Raw genomic sequence first — 16326 nt, 5'->3', positions numbered from 1 at the left:
TAAGGTGAGGGTATTATTGAAACTACAACAAAGATTAACAATTTTTATAAGTATTATAATATTAATTGTAATTGGTGGAATAGGGACTGTTACTTATTATCAGGTTAAGAATTCTGTAGAAACTCAAATGGGGAATAATGCTATGGATTTGGCAGTAACTATTGCATCAATTGATATAATTGAAAAAACTTTAGCAACTTCAAATGATTATAAAACCGTTCAAGATACAATAGAAAGTTTTAGAGATAAAACTAGATTTAAATATATTATAGTTATGGATATGAATGGAGTAAAATATTCCTATCCTTATGGAAATTCATTAGGAAAAAAATATGCTGATGGTGGAGAAAATCATGTACTTACTAAGGGTGAATCTTATGTTGCTAAAGATAAAAACGTATTAATTTCGGCCATAAGAGCTTTTGTTCCAATTTATTATAATGGAAAGCAGGTTGGCGCAGTTTTAGTAGGCCTTTTAACTGATACAGTATACTCAGAAATTAGTGTACACTTGTTTTATTTGAAAATAGCCTTAATAGGTGGCTTATTAATGGGGATAGCGTGTGCAGCGATTTTAGCAAATATAATTAAAAAAAGTATATTTGGTCTTGAGCCAAAAGAAATTGCACTGCTTTTAGGTCAACGAGATGTAATACTTCAAAATCTGAAAAATGGTATCTTAGCTGTTGATAAATATGGAGAAATTATACTATTTAATAAAACAGCTAAAAATATATTAAAACTTGAAGATGAGGATAAAGGGAAAAATGTTAAAGAGTTAACTTTCAATTATACAGATGAAATGATGGTGGTATTAAGGAACAAGACATCGGTGTACAATCAAGAAATTAAAATAAGTGATAATAAAACTCTTATGTGTAGCCACACACTATTAAAGAATCATAAAGATGAAATTATTGGCGTTGTTTCCAGCTTTCAGGACTTAACAGAGGTTAAGGGTATGGCTGAAGAATTAACAGGAGTAAAAAAGATGACATGTGACTTAAGATCACAGAATCATGAGTTTATGAATAAATTGCACACAATTTCAGGGCTATTGCAACTTGAAGAATATGATGAGGCAATTGAATATATTTCTCATGTATCTAAGGTTCGAGGTGAAGTTCTAGACATACTTAGTAAGAGAATTAAGAATGTTCATATAGCAGGGTTATTACTAGCCAAATACAATAAGGCTACAGAAGCAAAAATATCTTTAGAAATCGATACAAATTCTTATATGAATGAAATTCCAGATAATATAACAGTTGATGAAATATGTTCTGTTATAGGAAACCTTTTGGAAAACTCAATTGAAGAATTAGTGAAGTTTGAAAACGGGAAAATATTTATTGGATTAAATTCTAATAATGAATCTCTTAGAATTAGGATTCAGGATAATGGTCCCGGAATTAACAATAATATTATAGATAAAATTTTCGTTCGCGGTTTTACAACAAAAGATGGGAATAGAGGTTTCGGTCTTAGCATAATAAAGCAAATAATAGATTATGCTGGTGGAGATATAAATATTCTGCAAGATAATGGTACTATATGGGATATATATATACCGATGAAAAGGGGTAGAAAATATGATTAAAGTGCTTATTGTTGAAGATGATCCTATGGTAAGGGAGATTAATGAAAAATTTTTAAAAAAGGTTGAAGGGTTTATATTATATGATAGTGTTAATTCAATTCAAAAAGCAAAAGAAGCTATATTAGATGGTAACCTTGACCTTGTATTGCTAGATGTTTTTTTCCCTCAAGGAAAAGGCACAGACTTATTAAAGTGGATTCGCCAGGAAAATTTAAAATGCGATGTTATTTTAATTACTGCAGATAGGAACACGGAAACTGTAGAAGAAGCATTTCGATATGGAGCTGTGGACTATTTAGTAAAGCCATTTATGTTTAATAGATTTAAGGAAGCACTGCTTCAATTTAAGACCAGAAAAAATAGTTTTAAAAATATAAATAATGTGGAACAGTCAATTATTGATAAATATACTATAAAAGATAACCAACACACAATAGAATACAATGAAAACGTCGGTGACATTAAGGGTTTTAACCAATACACTTATGAAAAAGTAATAGGTGGTATTACGCAGATGAATGATAATTCTTTTACATCAGATCAGATAGCAGAAAACATTGGTGTTTCTAGAATAACAGCTAGAAGATATCTAGATTATCTAGAAAAGGAGAATAAGCTTTTGGTTGAAATGGAATATGGAAAGGTTGGTAGACCTAAAAACAAATATAGAATAAAATAAAAACATTAGTGCTACTAAAATGCACTAATGTTTTTATTTTCCATGCTAAAATTCTTCAGTTTCTAATTTAAATCCTTCTATAACAATATCCTCATCTATTTCAATAAGGAGGCATCGTCTTCCATCCTTGTTTCTTACCTGTCTGACTGAATTTAGATCTTTAGGGGTCAAAGTAATATTCGCCATTTCGCTAGTAATCTTGATAGATTTAGAATTGAATTCAGGCACAATATTATTTATTTTAAACTCATACTTACTACCACAAGTTTCTTCAAAAGCGGTTTCTATATCGCATAAGAGTTCAGCACCACAATTATTAAGGATATTTTTAACATCCGGGGCACCAAGAGTAGGAGTTTCACCGTCTTCAGCTTGCTGTGAAATTTCATATATATTCACATAAATGTCTTGCATAAGTTCAGGTCTTATCTTGTCCCCAATTATAGATTTTAGTATATCACTAAAGCAATTTTTTTCATCTTCAGCAGTAAATTTAAAACCACAGTTAAGAACATTTTCAATAAATGAGGTATTTAATTCTTTAGGTTTTGATGCGTAATATAAAATTTTATTCACATCAGAATATCCGCTAGTTAAACTAGGGTACATGAAGCCCTCTAAAGGAGAATTAAGATTGATGACTGTATCTAATGCTGAATTCGCTTTGAATTCTTTATCAGCATAATCAAACTTAAGGGTTCTTTTGGGGATATCTATTTTATTTATACTTGATAAAATAAAATTAAAGGATTGAACTGCATCATCAATGCTTTCATCTGCATCCATGTTTCTATGGCTAGAACCTAGCCAGTATTCGGCTTTAATAAAAGTAACAACTATGTCAGTTTCATATTTATAATTTGCTGCAATTTTTTTTATAAGTTTATTAATGTGATTCTCAATTTGAGATTTATCTGTTGCTTTTAAAGCGTTAGCTAATATGTTTTGAGTATTATCTTCTTCTATTTCTTCATCTTCTTTTTCAATGTTTTGAAAATCCAACTCGAAAATTTTAGTGTCAAGAGCACCTGTAAGAACTTTCTTGAAATTTCTAAGAAATAAGTCTTTTTTATCCATATCCATTCTATCAAAGTAATCAAACTCTGAATGAATAACTGGCTCATAATCAATTTGCACATTATCCTTTTTTAGATAAACACTATAAATTTCCTGGATTTTCATCATACTACTATCTAATTTAAACTCTTTTCTTATGTCTGCCAACTCTTTTTTATTCATAATCAGACCTCTTTTCGCTATTATTTTATACTATGAATATGAAAATAAAAAAATATTAATAATTTTCTACAAACCAGTTTATTAATTTTTTAGCAATGCTTATTCCAGTTGGTGTTATGGGCAAGAAGTAATTTTCCATCATTTATAACAGCTACAATAATTGCCGGCGATATCCTAGGATAATTCGAAAGTCCGCATTTTGGACATTTTTTTGACATCTCTCTATCAACGTTGTGAGTTAATATACCACATTTACCACAATATAGATTATTATTATTCCAGTTTACTAGCTGAATTGCTCTGCCTCCAATCTATACTTATATATTGTCAATTTATAAACTAATTATATCATATGATAAAGGTATTTTATATTTAAAGTTGATATGATTTGATGTTAGTTTACATAATTTGAATTATGTAAACTAACATCAAAATGTAAACCAATTTAATATTAATAAAAAAATATATAATATAACTGAAGTAATTAAAATATATGATCAAACAAAAAAATATATCAACTATTGTAACTGTTTTGCAAATTTAAAAGACTATATTAACTAATTTGATATAAGGCATTTTTTTATCATGTTATTTTGGTATAATAATTGTTGTAATAATAAATAATATTAGTTATTGGTTTTTACTATATTATTTAATCTAAATTTTAATATAAGGAGGTTTCAATATGATACCAACAGCACATATTGAAGTAAAAGAAGAAGGAATTATCGCAAAAACAGTATTAATGCCTGGTGATCCATTACGCGCTCAATTTATTGCAGAAACATTTTTAGAAAATGTTAGCAAATTTAATAATGTACGAAATATATTTGGATATACTGGTACATATAAAGGTCGAAAAATTTCTGTTATGGCAAGTGGTATGGGTATGCCTAGTATTGGTATCTACTCATATGAGTTATTTAAATTTTATGGCGTAGAAAATATTGTACGAATCGGTTCGTGTGGTGCTTATACGCCTAGTTTAAATTTATATGATGTAATACTTTGCACGAAGGCTTGGAGCGAATCCAGTTATGCAAAAGTTCAAAATGGATGTGAAGATGATACAATTTCAGCATCACAAGAGTTAAATGATAAATTAGAGAAAATTGCAAAAGATTTAAACATAGAAATTCATAAAAATATAATTCATTCAGCTGATGTATTTTACAGAGAAAATTTTAATGAATATAAAAACATTTATGAAAAACATGGTTGCACTTGTGTAGAAATGGAATCATTTGCTCTATTTCATAATGCAAATGTCTTAGGGAAAAAAGCAGCTTGCTTATTAACAGTCTCTGACAATTTAGCAACTCATGAATTAACAACCTCACAGGAGAGGCAAAACGCATTTACTAACATGATGAAAATAGCTTTAGAGATGGCTGAATAAAATGGTAATAAGGAGTATATTATGAGAAAAGTTTATAAGGACCCAAAGGAACTAGGAACATGTTTAAAGGATTTAGTTGATTTTTATTTAGATGATGTGATGACATATGACAAGTTAAAAGGAAAGATAGACATCTTATTCAATGCAAATGGAGATAGACTATTTAAAGAGGGTAGAGTTCCCTTAAAGATATCTAATATATTAGGTGACACTAGAGTGGATGTTATCAAAAAGATATTATTACCATAGTAAAATTAATTGTATAATTATAGATAAATCAAAAAAACTGTGCACTTGAAATAATGTGTACAGTTTTTTTATTAATTAAAGTGTATAAATTTAAGGACTTTATCGTAATTGCTACACTTATTAAATAATAATTTGCTTGTATATATCTCGCTAAAATTATATACTGTATTAAGGTAAAATATGTTTAACGATACTTCAGAAGGAAAGTCTTCCACTTCTATAAGTGGGAGTTAATTATATTTTTAGAGGAGAAATTTATGAATTTTATGATAAAAAAGAATAAAACTAGGATAGTGATTGTTTTTTTTGCTACTATTTTAGTTATGACGGAATTGATTTTTCTATTACCAACCGTTCGTACATTTGCAGTAAACGGTAGGACAAAGATAATTGTTCATTATGCTAAAAGTTCAAGCAGTGGAATGAAATGGAATGTATTATTTTGGGCTGGTGAAAGCGATGGAAAACAAGTCGATTTTATAACAAAGGATGCATTTGGTAAGGTCTGTGAGGTAGAATTAGATGGTCAATTTGATAAAGTAGGGTTTGCAATTTGTACGAGTAAAGGTGATAAGGACACTGGTGAAAATAGAATTATTGAAGATTTTAACAATGGTGTTGGAGAGATTTGGCTTAAAGAAGGTGACTCTAAGGTATACACCTCTGCTGCACAAGCATCTACTACAGGTATGTTAAATGACCAAAACAATTTAGATATAACTGGTGAAATTAAAGTTGCAAAGTTGGATGATTTGAATATAGTAACCATTAAAACAAATTTATCATTCTCACTCATCTCAAAGGATAATGAGTCCATTGAAGTAAAGTCAAATGGTGTTAAATTAAAAATAAAAGATATAACGAGTGATGAAGTTACGAATGGTCTTACAACCACAGCCAAGATAGAACTTAGTGAAAATGTTGATTTGGGACAAAAACTTACAGTCTCAAAAAACGGTTTTATGGAAAAGGAAATAATACTTGGTGATGTAATGGGAAGCGCTGGTTTTGAAAAAATGTTTTATTATGAAGCAAGCGATTTAGGAAATACATATTCCACGAGTAAAACAAGTTTTAGAGTGTGGGCACCAACCGCAACTGAGGTAAAACTTGTAACCTACACAAAATGGGATGATAAAATCGGTATAGAATCCAGTATGAAAAAAAGTGAAAAAGGTACATGGACTATTGAATTAAATGGAGATCAGAACGGTATATTTTATACCTATAAAGTTAATATTGGTGGGATTTGGCGTGAAGCTGTAGATCCCTATGCTCGTTCCGTATCTGTAAATGGTAACAAAGGAGCTGTAATTGACCTAAAAAAAACGGATCCTGTGGGCTGGAAGCCCAGTAAAAAACCTACTTTTTCAAATTTAAATGATGCAATTATTTACGAACTACATGTAAGAGATTTTTCTATAGATGAAAATAGCGGTATGTACAGCAAAGGTAAATTCTTAGCCCTTACTGAGAATGGAACGACTGGAGCTTCTGGCAATCAGACAGGAATAGATTACATAAAATCGCTAGGGATATCTCATGTTGAACTTATGCCAATTTTTGATTATGCCAGCGTTAATGAGCTTAGAAGTAAGCCACAATATAACTGGGGTTATAACCCAAAAAACTTTAATTCACCAGAAGGAAGCTATTCAACAAATCCTAGTAATCCTCTTTCGAGAGTTAATGAATTAAAACAAGCAGTACAATCTCTTCACGATAATGGTCTTAGAGTAAACATGGACGTAGTCTATAGCCAAACGTTCAGCAGCTATAATTCTAATTTAAATAAATTAGTTCCTGGATATTACTATAGATACAATGAAGATGGCACAGACTCAAACGAAAGCGGTTATGGTAATACTATAGCTAGTGAAAATGCAATGGCTAGGAAGTTCATTGTGGATTCTGTTGTGTATTGGGCAAAAGAATATAACATAGACGGATTTAGATTTGATCTTATGGATCTGATTGATATAAAAACAATGAATGAAATCAGAAAAAAATTAGATAATTTAGATCCCTCTATTATCATTATTGGTGCGGACTCAAATAATGGTACTACTCTTTCAGAAGATGAAGAAGCAACTCAGAAAAATGCGAGCAAAATGAGTGGAATAGCATTTTTTAATTCTTCTATAAAAAATGCCATAAGTGGTAGTGTATTAGAACCAAAAGCAAAGGGTTTTATTAACGGAAAAACTAATACTGAGATAGATATAAAAAAGGGAATAGTTGGCGGAATAGACTATTCAAGTACTATTAAAACTTGGGACAAAGTGGAGCCTGGACAATCTGTTACTTATGTCGAATCTCACGACAATAACACATTGTGGGATAAACTTCTTTTAACAAATCCTAAAGATAATGATGCAGTAAGATTAAAAATGCACAGAATGGCAGACTCTATGATTCTTACATCACAAGGAATTTCATTTTTCCAATCTGGACAAGAGTTTTTGAGAACTAAAGGTGGCGATAATAACTCGTATAAGTCTACTGATAGTGTAAATAAAATCGATTGGTCAAGGCAAGCTGAAAATATTGACACAGTTAATTATTTTAAAGGTTTAATTACACTTAGAAAATCACATCCTGCTTTTAGAATGACCTCTGCAGAAATGATTAAGAAAAACTTGAATTTTTTGAAAGTTCCTAAAAATGTTGTAGCGTATGAAATGCCGCATAATGCAAATATGGACACTTGGGCTGATATTGTTGTTGCATTTAATGCCAACAAGGAAGATATAACCATTAATCTCCCTAAAAAAGGTGTTTGGAACATTGTAGTAAACGGTGAAAAAGCCGGTGTTGATACCATAAAAAAGTCTAAGGGAAATTCACTTGTAGTGCCAGCATTAAGCACTGTTGTTGTTTACCATGAGATTCAAAACATATTTACAACGTTACCATTTTGGATTTATGCTATATTAGTTTTAAGTGGAATTTATATAATAATCATGATTATAAAACGTAATAAGAAAGCTTAATAGAAAGGTTGTGTTTTAACGACATTTCAGAAGGAAAGTCTCCCACTTCTACAAGTGGGAGATACATACCCTAACAAATAGAAAACTTCAGGGGGAGTATAAATCTCCTTCTGAAGTCGTTAATATTGCGGCTCCGCAGGAGATGATTTAATGTTTAATTTACTACAAAACGAAAGGAAGTATTTATACACAACCAATTATTCTAAAGATGAAGAAAGTCTGTGTAAAATGGAAATAAAGTCTCTTTTTAATAAAGTACTTGATGAAAAATATTTGTTTTCTGATATTTATGTTGATCCTTCTAGAAGCCCCTTTATGAAAAAATGTATTTCGATAATGTATACTGGGGAAACAATAGATCAAATTGTAAAACATATTGAAATGGACAAGCTAACCAGCACAAATTATAAAGTAGTCTATATTAATGCTACAGGTGAAAGCGTGGGTTTTCATGAGGGGCGCAGCATTGAATTCAAAATAGGTTTTAGTATACTTGGCGAAGCTGAAATGAAAAAACCAGACATTATTTTTGGAATAACAAAAATAGCAAACAAATGGATATTTGGCGAATGTGAAAGCAATACTTCGCAGTGGATACTTCATAATAAAAAACCGTTTTCATATTCAAATGCTTTAAAAGTAAATGTTTGTAGAGCCCTTGTTAATATAGCCGTAGGTAACAATTTAAATTGTAGTGTTATTGATCCATGTTGTGGCATTGGAACTGTGCTAATTGAAGCTATATCTATGAAAATTAATATTAAAGGATATGAAATAAACCCATATATAGGTGAAAATGCTAAAACAAATCTTCGGTATTTTGGATATGAAGATGTAATAACTATTGGTGATATGAATGATATGAATGATAAATTTGACGTGGCTATTGTTGATCTTCCCTATGGTATATTCACGCAAATTACACCTGATCAACAGTTATCTATAATGAATAGTACCCGTAAAATAGCAAATAGAATGGTAATAATTACATTTGATGATATGGAGCATCAAATTGCATCTGTTGGTTTCTGTATAGATGATAGATGTACTGTCTCTAAAGGAACCTTCAAACGGCATATATACATATGTAGTTAGTAATTTTAGTTTAAATATACGAAAGGACTTGCTAAACATTATTGTAGAATAATTTAAAATTCATAATAACTGCTTTTATTGATAATTATCTTGTATAATATAGTTATTATATAAGATAGGGTGATAATATGTTTTTTAGTAGAAAAAAGGTAAAACAAAATAAGGAAAATGATGCTAGACTTAGGAGAATTGATAATTTTGAAGTTCGATATATCACAACTAGAGACCCAACTCAATATGGTGAATCTATTATAGGGAAAAGTTGCGTAATAAAAATTATTGATAATCAAGTTAACATTCAAAACGAAGATAACATTATTTTCACACATCCAATGGAAAATTTACAGTGCTCTGAATTAATGAGCCAAAACGGAGTTATTTTAAGTTATGTTGATGCTAAAACTGGTGAAGATGTAGAAGTTATTGCTTATTATAAGTATCATAGAAAATAAAAATAATTCAAAATACAAACCGAAAAAAAAGAACCTAAGTAATTATTAAACAACTAAAAGGTAGCATTGGCTATGAAAGGAAGAAGTATATGTATATAGGTATTGATTTAGGAGGCACTAATATTGCGGTTGGAATTGTAGATGAGACTGGAACCATAAAATTTGAAAAATCATGTGAAACAAAAAAAGAACGCGAGCCTCATGAGGTAATAGAAGATATGATAGCTCTAGTTTTAAATATTTTAGATGAATCTAATGTACAACTTAAAGAAATAAAAGCAATAGGCATAGGTATTCCGGGTTTAGCTGATGAGAATGGAAATGTAATATTTTGCGTAAATCTCGGATGGAGAAACGTACCTTTAAGAGAAATGTTAGAAAAAGCACTTCATAAACCAATTTACATAGATAATGATGCCACTGTAGCTGCGCTTGCTGAATATGAGAGTGGTTCAATGAAGAATTGTAAGAGCGGACTAATGCTTACATTAGGAACAGGAATAGGTGGTGGAATAATTTTAAATGGAGAAGTGTACAGTGGGTTTAATGGGGTAGGTTCTGAACTTGGACATATAGTCATTGGTGAAAATTTTTATAATTGTAATTGTGGGAGAAATGGTTGCTTAGAAACATTTGCTTCATCTACTGCCATAATAAAACACACAAAAAAATTAATAAATGACATGAATGAAGATACCATAATACTAGAAAAAGCTAAAGGGACTATCAATAATATAGATGCAAAAATCATATTTGATTCTGCTAGAGAAAGCGATAAAATAGCAAATTTAGCTGTTGACAGATTAGTAAAATATTTAAGTATAGGCATAATTAACATAATAAATTTCATTGATCCAGAGATAATATCATTAGGTGGTGGGGTTGCAGGTGCAGGCCAATATCTTTTGGATAAGGTTATAAAAGAAGTGAATGCAAACAAATATTACGAAGATTTACCTATAAGCAAAATCGTTTTAGCAAAACTCGGAAATAAAGCAGGAATAATTGGGGCTGCAATGATTGCAAAACATGGAGATGTAAATTAATGAAAAATATATTTAGAAATGGAATCACACAGGAGTTGAGATGATGCAAATTCAAGATATAATGTCAGGAGATTTTTCAGCATACCCTGAAGAAACACAAGTTTTTATGAGGGAATACACCGAAAAGTTGCGAGAAACTATCAAAGAGGAATTAATAAAAGATATTTCTCATAAAATGCTTAAGGATATTGATAAGAGCAAAGATTATTTCATGAATGTTTTGACTGATATATTGGACAATGGATATAAAGGTTTTAGCAAATTAACAACACAGTCGCTAATAGATACTTACCTTGAGCGAAAGAATCAAGAAGATTTTCTTGTTTTGCTCGAGAAAGTTAATGAACAAGTATAACTAAAATAAAAACATTAAACCGTTAAGGTTTAATGTTTTTATTTTTGGTTAATTATTAATCTATTTTTATTTTCAAAGACAAATACAAGTTAATAACCGCTATGAATGCTGCTACAATGAAAACATATTTATATCCCATAGTTGCCCATAATATACCTCCTACAAAAGGTATTGACATAGCAATCACATGATCAAAGCTTGTACCTGCTGACAAGGTTGGTATAACGTCTTCTGGACATATTGCAATCTTTTTTATATATGTAGATCTTGCCATTTCCACTACACTTAAGGAATTATCTAAAATATAGCATGCTGCAATAACAATCACTGCAATACTTGGTGGAACTAAATCCGCCGCAAATGAATAACCAACACATATCACTATTAGAACCATTGCTTCGAGTGAAAGCACAAATCTTTCACCCTTTATATCTATAGCATTGCCAACAATTGTTCTTGTAAAGATGCTTAGTACAGCAATTATCAATCCTAATATAGCAAATGTAGGTGGATCAACATGATAAACCTGGATAAGTACCCAGGGTGCAAATGTTAAAAAAATCTGCTTTCTTGCACCATTGACTACACTAAGGCAGTAATACAGAGTATATTTTTTTCTGAAAATAATAGTTACTTTTCTTGTCTTAGGTTTTTTAGACTTCATGATTCCAAGGAAAAATGCTGCAAAAATATAAAAAACTGAGGCTATCACAAATGCTATCTGATAGGTGAGATTAAAGTATTTAAATCCGAATCCTACAATTGCATAACCAATAATAGTAGCAACTAGGTTATATGCACTATACCTGCCAAGTCTTGCACCATAATTTTCATTTTGAGAAAGATTCATACCAATACCAGCAGATAAAGGCATAAAAATGTGTGTACCAAGGCTAAGTAACATCATCCATATAAGCATAGTTGCAAAAGTTGGTGAAAACATTCCTATACCTATCATTCCTAGAGCCGCAAAGAGCATTCCCACTATCGCTATTTTAGTATCACCTAAAAATGATAGTATTCCTAATACTATAACTATTAGAGCTCCTGGTAGTTCACGAGGGAATTCTACAATACCTCTGGTAGCTGCTGTTAATTTATATGTATCGCTTAAAAAGTTATTAAACACAGTTGTGTTTATACCAGTTGCTATTCCTGTAAATAGACCTACAATTAAAAATAACTTAAAATCTCTATCATTATTAAATTTATCATGTAAATTTAATAATTTTATTTTTATCCTTTGTTTTTTTACTATGCTATTGTCATTAAGTTTTTCCTTATTCTCCATAACCCATATATCCCCCTTAATTTTAGCTCAACTTAGTATATTATAAAAAATTATAGAATTCAATTAAAAATATGAATTCTTTAATTAATTATGTACAATTAATTACAACACTAATAAGTAAAAAAAATAATAGATATTAATTATGGAGATATTATAAAAATTATATTTAAATACTACCTGTATAGTTCTGTATAGTCCTTTAATATTTAATAGATATTTCAGCTATTAAAATTGTGTCTTTAGGTTGTGACCAAATAGCTTCTATTATAAGATTTACTTTTAATCCTGTTTTATAATTAAACGAAATTTCTTTGTCATGTTCAACATTAAGGTTATCGTAAACTACTAAATTATTTCTTGCTTTATCTTTAATCCTAATTCTCCAAATTCCATTTTGAGGTTGATAAATTTTAGCTGTAATAATAAGATTTGACCAAAAAGTGTTGTTGATTCCAGTTTCATAAAAGCCCTTACCATCATGAATATCTATTTTAAAAGCTTGATTAATATTTCCGCTATTACTTGTTACTGCTTCTTCGCTGTAATCATTATTATTATTATTTTCTAAATATTTCATTGAATTTTTCATGAAACGCCTCCTTTTTCTATTAGAAACAAAGTATAGTACGCTTGCAAAAAAACATTATATATTATAATACGCAAGTTCATAATAAATGTTATTAATATTTTAGAATACTCAAATTTGATATTTCCAAAGAATTAAACCACAAACAATGATATAATTATATTCTGAATTATATATTGAAATTTAGGATTAAATCAAAAGAAGGTGTTCGTAATTAAAGATAATAAATATTTGCCTATTAGCATGGAAGACGTTATAAATAGAGGTTGGACTGAATTAGATTTTATAATAGTTACTGGAGATGCATATGTAGATCACCATAGTTTCGGAACTGCAATTATTTCAAGAGTTCTAGAAGACGCAGGCTATAAAGTGGGAATAATCGCTCAACCAGATTGGAAAAGTTTAGATGACTTTAAAAAATTAGCAAAACCAAGACTCGGATTCCTCGTTAATTCTGGAAATATGGATTCCATGGTTAATCATTATACTGTAAGTAAGAGAATGAGAGAAAAAGATTTGTATTCCCCAGGTGCAAAAGTGGGACTTAGGCCTGATAGAGCTACTATTGTTTATTGCAATAGACTTAGGGAGGCTTATAAAAATGTACCCATTATTATTGGTGGCATAGAAGCAAGTTTAAGACGATTTGCACATTATGATTATTGGAGTGATAAGGTAAGAAAATCAATGCTTATTGATAGCGGTGCAGATTTATTAATATATGGCATGGGCGAAAAGCAAGTCGTTAATATTGCTAATCAATTAAATGAAGGCGTAGATATAAAAAATATTACACATGTACTTGGCACATGTTATGTAGCTGATGATATTGCAAATATATATGGATACATTGAAATAGGAACTTATAAAGAAGTGTGTAGAGACGTACATAAATATTCAGAAGCCTTCAAAATACAATATGATGAGCAAGATCCAATTAGAGGAATTGGTATTATTCAAAAGCATGCTAATAAATATCTTGTACAAAACAAACCAGAAATGCCATTAACGCGAGAGGAATTAGATAAGGTCTATGGTTTGCCATATCAAAAAAATTATCACCCTAGTTACGAAGCTTTGGGTGGAATACCTGCTATAGAGGAAATTCAGTTTAGTTTAGTAAGTTCAAGAGGATGTTTTGGAAGTTGCGCTTTTTGCGCAATAACTTTTCATCAAGGAAGAATTGTTCAAAGTAGAAGTGAAGATTCATTAATTGAAGAAGCAATTCAAATCACAAAACTTAAGGATTTTAAAGGATATATTCATGATGTAGGAGGCCCTACAGCTAACTTTAGAAAGCCCGCATGTGATAAACAATTAAAAGTAGGTGCTTGCAAGGATAGACAATGTCTGCATCCAAGTCCGTGTAAAAATTTAGATATTGATCATATGGAATATTTAAAATTACTAAGGAAATTAAGGGAACTTCCAAATATTAAAAAAGTTTTTGTACGGTCTGGACTACGTTATGATTATATTATGGCAGATAAAGATGATACTTTCTTAAATGAACTTATTAAACATCATGTTAGTGGACAGCTTAAGGTTGCACCAGAACATGTTGCTCATAAAGTTTTGAAATATATGGGTAAACCAGCTGGAAAAACTTATAATAAATTTTTAGAAAAATTTTATAAAGCAACTGATAAAATAGGTAAGAAGCAATACGTTATTCCTTATTTTATGTCTAGTCACCCGGGGTGCACACTAGAATCATCAATAGAGCTAGCGGAATACCTTAGAGATATAAATTATCAACCAGAACAGGTTCAAGATTTTTATCCAACACCAGGTACGCTGTCTACAACAATGTTTTATACTGGGTTTGATCCAATAACCCTTGATGAAGTTCATATTCCTAAAACTAAAAATGAAAAAGCTATGCAAAGAGCACTTCTTCAATACAAAGATCCTATGAAATACGATTTAGTATTACAAGCGTTAACACAGGCTGGAAGAGAGGATCTTATAGGTATTGGTCCTAAGTGTCTAATAAAAGCTAGGGCAAATAAGAATAAGCCTAAATTTAGCAATACAGGTGGGAAGTCAAGAGAATCAAATTCTTCAAATAAAGATAAAGGAAATAAAGTTAAAGTAGATAACATTAAAAGCAAAACTAAAAATACACCTATAGGTAAAAAACTTAAAGATAAAAATAAACCTGTAAGAAACCAAAGTAGGACAAATCATGGAACTAAAGGTCTTAACAAAAACAAGTCAAAACTCAAAAAAAGACAATAGTTAGTTATAACAAATACCTACATCCGATTCAAGGATGCAGGTATTTGTTATCAATCTATTGTAACAATTTTATTTATACTTTCTAGTTCTACAAGCTCGCTTTTACTGATACCCTTTCTAAAATATCTAATTTGCTTATATTTTATTTTATTCATTTCAAAATCTAAAACATCAATTCTGTCGCCTTTATAAATAACAGCTTTTTTATTACCTTTTAAAAATACATGTACTTCCATAGTTTCATCAATTAGCTGCATAGCAGCTACTCCTCCTTTTCTATCTTGAATGATTTATGACACTATTAATTTGTCATTTTATAATCTCACTAACATATTATATATTACTATTTAAATTATAAATGTATTATTTATATTAATCAAGATAATAATAACAAATCAATAATAGTTAACCATTTAGCTATTTATGAATATAATATAAATAAAACTTATAATTTAAATATCTTTTTATTGGAAATCAAATATAGCTTTATTTCTAAAAGGAGATTAGAAGATGATCTGTAAAGAGTATTTATTGGATACTAATATAATTATAAAAGTGTGGAATAAATATCCTACCTTGCTTGATACTATAGAATCAATAAAATTTATTGATTTCAAAATTTCTGAAGATATAGCGGGGGAGTTATCAGTGAAAGAGTACGTAAAATTCAATGAAAATTTTGTACTCTCAAATAAATTCTTAAAGTTATTAGGACATATTATTACTAATGATGAACCCAGTTCTACCCAAGAATATTTAGGTCGTGAGTTTATTAAATATGAGCAAAATAAGAATATATATCTAACTCATGGAGATAAAATTTCAATAAATGACTATAGTTTAATTGATATTTGCGAAAAAAATGATAACTACATCCTTGTAACTGATGATAAAAAACTAATTCGAAGTGCAAAAATCATATTGAACTCTTCAAGGGCATTAAGTTTTCAAGAATTTTTAGATGAATTAAGAGGATTAAACGTATTAGATTAACAAAAAAATATAAGAGGCTGCACTGGTAATGGGTTGCAGCCTAATATATTATTTTTAATATACTTACAGTAATAATGATTTAAAAATATAATAGGTGTTTATTAT

Annotated in this window: 15 protein-coding genes; 11 read left to right on the top strand and 4 right to left on the bottom strand. The window is 29.7% G+C overall.

The window, feature by feature from the left end:
• Window positions 1-16: 16 nt before the first annotated feature.
• Window positions 17-1600 carry an ATP-binding protein gene (locus ACREVX_RS08200; RefSeq protein ID WP_431543688.1) on the top strand — a complete coding sequence of 528 codons (1584 nt, stop codon included), beginning with the start codon at window positions 17-19 and terminating at the stop codon, window positions 1598-1600.
• Entirely contained in the window at window positions 1593-2279 is a 687-nt protein-coding gene (locus ACREVX_RS08195; protein ID WP_431543687.1) for a response regulator, read from the top strand. Before ACREVX_RS08200 ends, ACREVX_RS08195 begins: the two co-directional genes overlap by 8 nt.
• A gap of 45 nt (window positions 2280-2324) precedes the next feature.
• Here the strand turns inward: ACREVX_RS08195 and ACREVX_RS08190 are convergent, their stop codons facing one another.
• Window positions 2325-3518, bottom strand: a complete 1194-nt coding sequence (locus tag ACREVX_RS08190) for a DUF4317 family protein (protein WP_431543686.1) — start codon at window positions 3516-3518, stop codon at window positions 2325-2327.
• Window positions 3519-4203: 685 nt separating this feature from the next.
• On the opposite strand from ACREVX_RS08190, the gene deoD reads away from it, so the two are divergent.
• The 7 genes from deoD (at window position 4204) to ACREVX_RS08150 (ending at window position 11107) form a co-directional block, all read left to right on the top strand.
• Entirely contained in the window at window positions 4204-4917 is a 714-nt protein-coding gene (gene deoD, locus ACREVX_RS08180) for a purine-nucleoside phosphorylase (protein ID WP_431543685.1), read from the top strand.
• 21 nt (window positions 4918-4938) lie between these two features.
• Entirely contained in the window at window positions 4939-5166 is a 228-nt protein-coding gene (locus ACREVX_RS08175; RefSeq protein WP_431543684.1) for a TIGR04540 family protein, read from the top strand.
• Between the two features lie 257 nt (window positions 5167-5423).
• The gene (gene pulA, locus ACREVX_RS08170; RefSeq protein ID WP_431543683.1) at window positions 5424-8159 is read left to right on the top strand and encodes a type I pullulanase; all 2736 of its coding nucleotides are present in this window, start codon (window positions 5424-5426) and stop codon (window positions 8157-8159) included.
• A 150-nt stretch (window positions 8160-8309) separates the two neighbouring features.
• On the top strand, window positions 8310-9254 hold the full coding sequence (locus tag ACREVX_RS08165) for a TRM11 family SAM-dependent methyltransferase (RefSeq protein WP_431543682.1): 945 nt from the start codon (window positions 8310-8312) through the stop codon (window positions 9252-9254).
• A 128-nt stretch (window positions 9255-9382) separates the two neighbouring features.
• Entirely contained in the window at window positions 9383-9706 is a 324-nt protein-coding gene (locus ACREVX_RS08160) for a hypothetical protein (protein WP_431543681.1), read from the top strand.
• Window positions 9707-9795: 89 nt separating this feature from the next.
• Window positions 9796-10752: an ROK family protein gene (locus ACREVX_RS08155; RefSeq protein ID WP_431543680.1), complete on the top strand. Its 957-nt coding sequence runs from the start codon at window positions 9796-9798 to the stop codon at window positions 10750-10752.
• A gap of 40 nt (window positions 10753-10792) precedes the next feature.
• Entirely contained in the window at window positions 10793-11107 is a 315-nt protein-coding gene (locus ACREVX_RS08150) for a hypothetical protein (protein ID WP_431543679.1), read from the top strand.
• A gap of 55 nt (window positions 11108-11162) precedes the next feature.
• Here ACREVX_RS08150 and ACREVX_RS08145 read toward each other — a convergent pair whose 3' ends face one another.
• Entirely contained in the window at window positions 11163-12398 is a 1236-nt protein-coding gene (locus tag ACREVX_RS08145; protein ID WP_431543678.1) for an MFS transporter, read from the bottom strand.
• 199 nt (window positions 12399-12597) lie between these two features.
• Window positions 12598-12987, bottom strand: coding sequence for a hypothetical protein (locus tag ACREVX_RS08140; protein WP_431543677.1), 390 nt, complete (start codon window positions 12985-12987; stop codon window positions 12598-12600).
• Between the two features lie 210 nt (window positions 12988-13197).
• Here ACREVX_RS08140 and ACREVX_RS08135 point away from each other — a divergent pair, with 210 nt between their 5' ends.
• The gene (locus tag ACREVX_RS08135; protein WP_500861855.1) at window positions 13198-15228 is read left to right on the top strand and encodes a YgiQ family radical SAM protein; all 2031 of its coding nucleotides are present in this window, start codon (window positions 13198-13200) and stop codon (window positions 15226-15228) included.
• Window positions 15229-15278: 50 nt separating this feature from the next.
• On the opposite strand, the gene ACREVX_RS08130 is transcribed toward ACREVX_RS08135, so the two are convergent.
• Window positions 15279-15464, bottom strand: coding sequence for a hypothetical protein (locus ACREVX_RS08130; RefSeq protein WP_431543770.1), 186 nt, complete (start codon window positions 15462-15464; stop codon window positions 15279-15281).
• Window positions 15465-15738: 274 nt separating this feature from the next.
• Between ACREVX_RS08130 and ACREVX_RS08125 the strand changes: the two genes are divergently transcribed.
• Window positions 15739-16221 (top strand): PIN domain-containing protein, encoded by a 483-nt coding sequence (locus ACREVX_RS08125; protein ID WP_431543676.1) that lies wholly within the window; start codon window positions 15739-15741, stop codon window positions 16219-16221.
• The last annotated feature ends 105 nt before the right edge of the window (window positions 16222-16326 follow it).

Source organism: Clostridium sp. (genome assembly GCF_050717545.1).
Classification (GTDB): Bacteria; Bacillota; Clostridia; order Clostridiales; family Clostridiaceae; genus Clostridium_AD.
This window is presented reverse-complemented; position numbering and strand designations above follow the sequence as displayed.

Bases quoted from the DNA above. Each gene is read 5' to 3' on its own strand.
- ACREVX_RS08150 (WP_431543679.1), top strand. From the start codon at position 10,793: ATGATGCAAATTCAAGATATAATGTCAGGAGATTTTTCAGCATACCCT.
- ACREVX_RS08190 (WP_431543686.1), bottom strand. From the start codon at position 3,518: ATGAATAAAAAAGAGTTGGCAGACATAAGAAAAGAGTTTAAATTAGAT.
- deoD (WP_431543685.1), top strand. From the start codon at position 4,204: ATGATACCAACAGCACATATTGAAGTAAAAGAAGAAGGAATTATCGCA.
- ACREVX_RS08160 (WP_431543681.1), top strand. From the start codon at position 9,383: ATGTTTTTTAGTAGAAAAAAGGTAAAACAAAATAAGGAAAATGATGCT.
- ACREVX_RS08130 (WP_431543770.1), bottom strand. From the start codon at position 15,464: ATGGAAGTACATGTATTTTTAAAAGGTAATAAAAAAGCTGTTATTTAT.
- pulA (WP_431543683.1), top strand. From the start codon at position 5,424: ATGAATTTTATGATAAAAAAGAATAAAACTAGGATAGTGATTGTTTTT.
- ACREVX_RS08165 (WP_431543682.1), top strand. From the start codon at position 8,310: ATGTTTAATTTACTACAAAACGAAAGGAAGTATTTATACACAACCAAT.
- ACREVX_RS08140 (WP_431543677.1), bottom strand. From the start codon at position 12,987: ATGAAAAATTCAATGAAATATTTAGAAAATAATAATAATAATGATTAC.
- ACREVX_RS08175 (WP_431543684.1), top strand. From the start codon at position 4,939: ATGAGAAAAGTTTATAAGGACCCAAAGGAACTAGGAACATGTTTAAAG.
- ACREVX_RS08125 (WP_431543676.1), top strand. From the start codon at position 15,739: ATGATCTGTAAAGAGTATTTATTGGATACTAATATAATTATAAAAGTG.
- ACREVX_RS08145 (WP_431543678.1), bottom strand. From the start codon at position 12,398: ATGGAGAATAAGGAAAAACTTAATGACAATAGCATAGTAAAAAAACAA.
- ACREVX_RS08195 (WP_431543687.1), top strand. From the start codon at position 1,593: ATGATTAAAGTGCTTATTGTTGAAGATGATCCTATGGTAAGGGAGATT.
- ACREVX_RS08155 (WP_431543680.1), top strand. From the start codon at position 9,796: ATGTATATAGGTATTGATTTAGGAGGCACTAATATTGCGGTTGGAATT.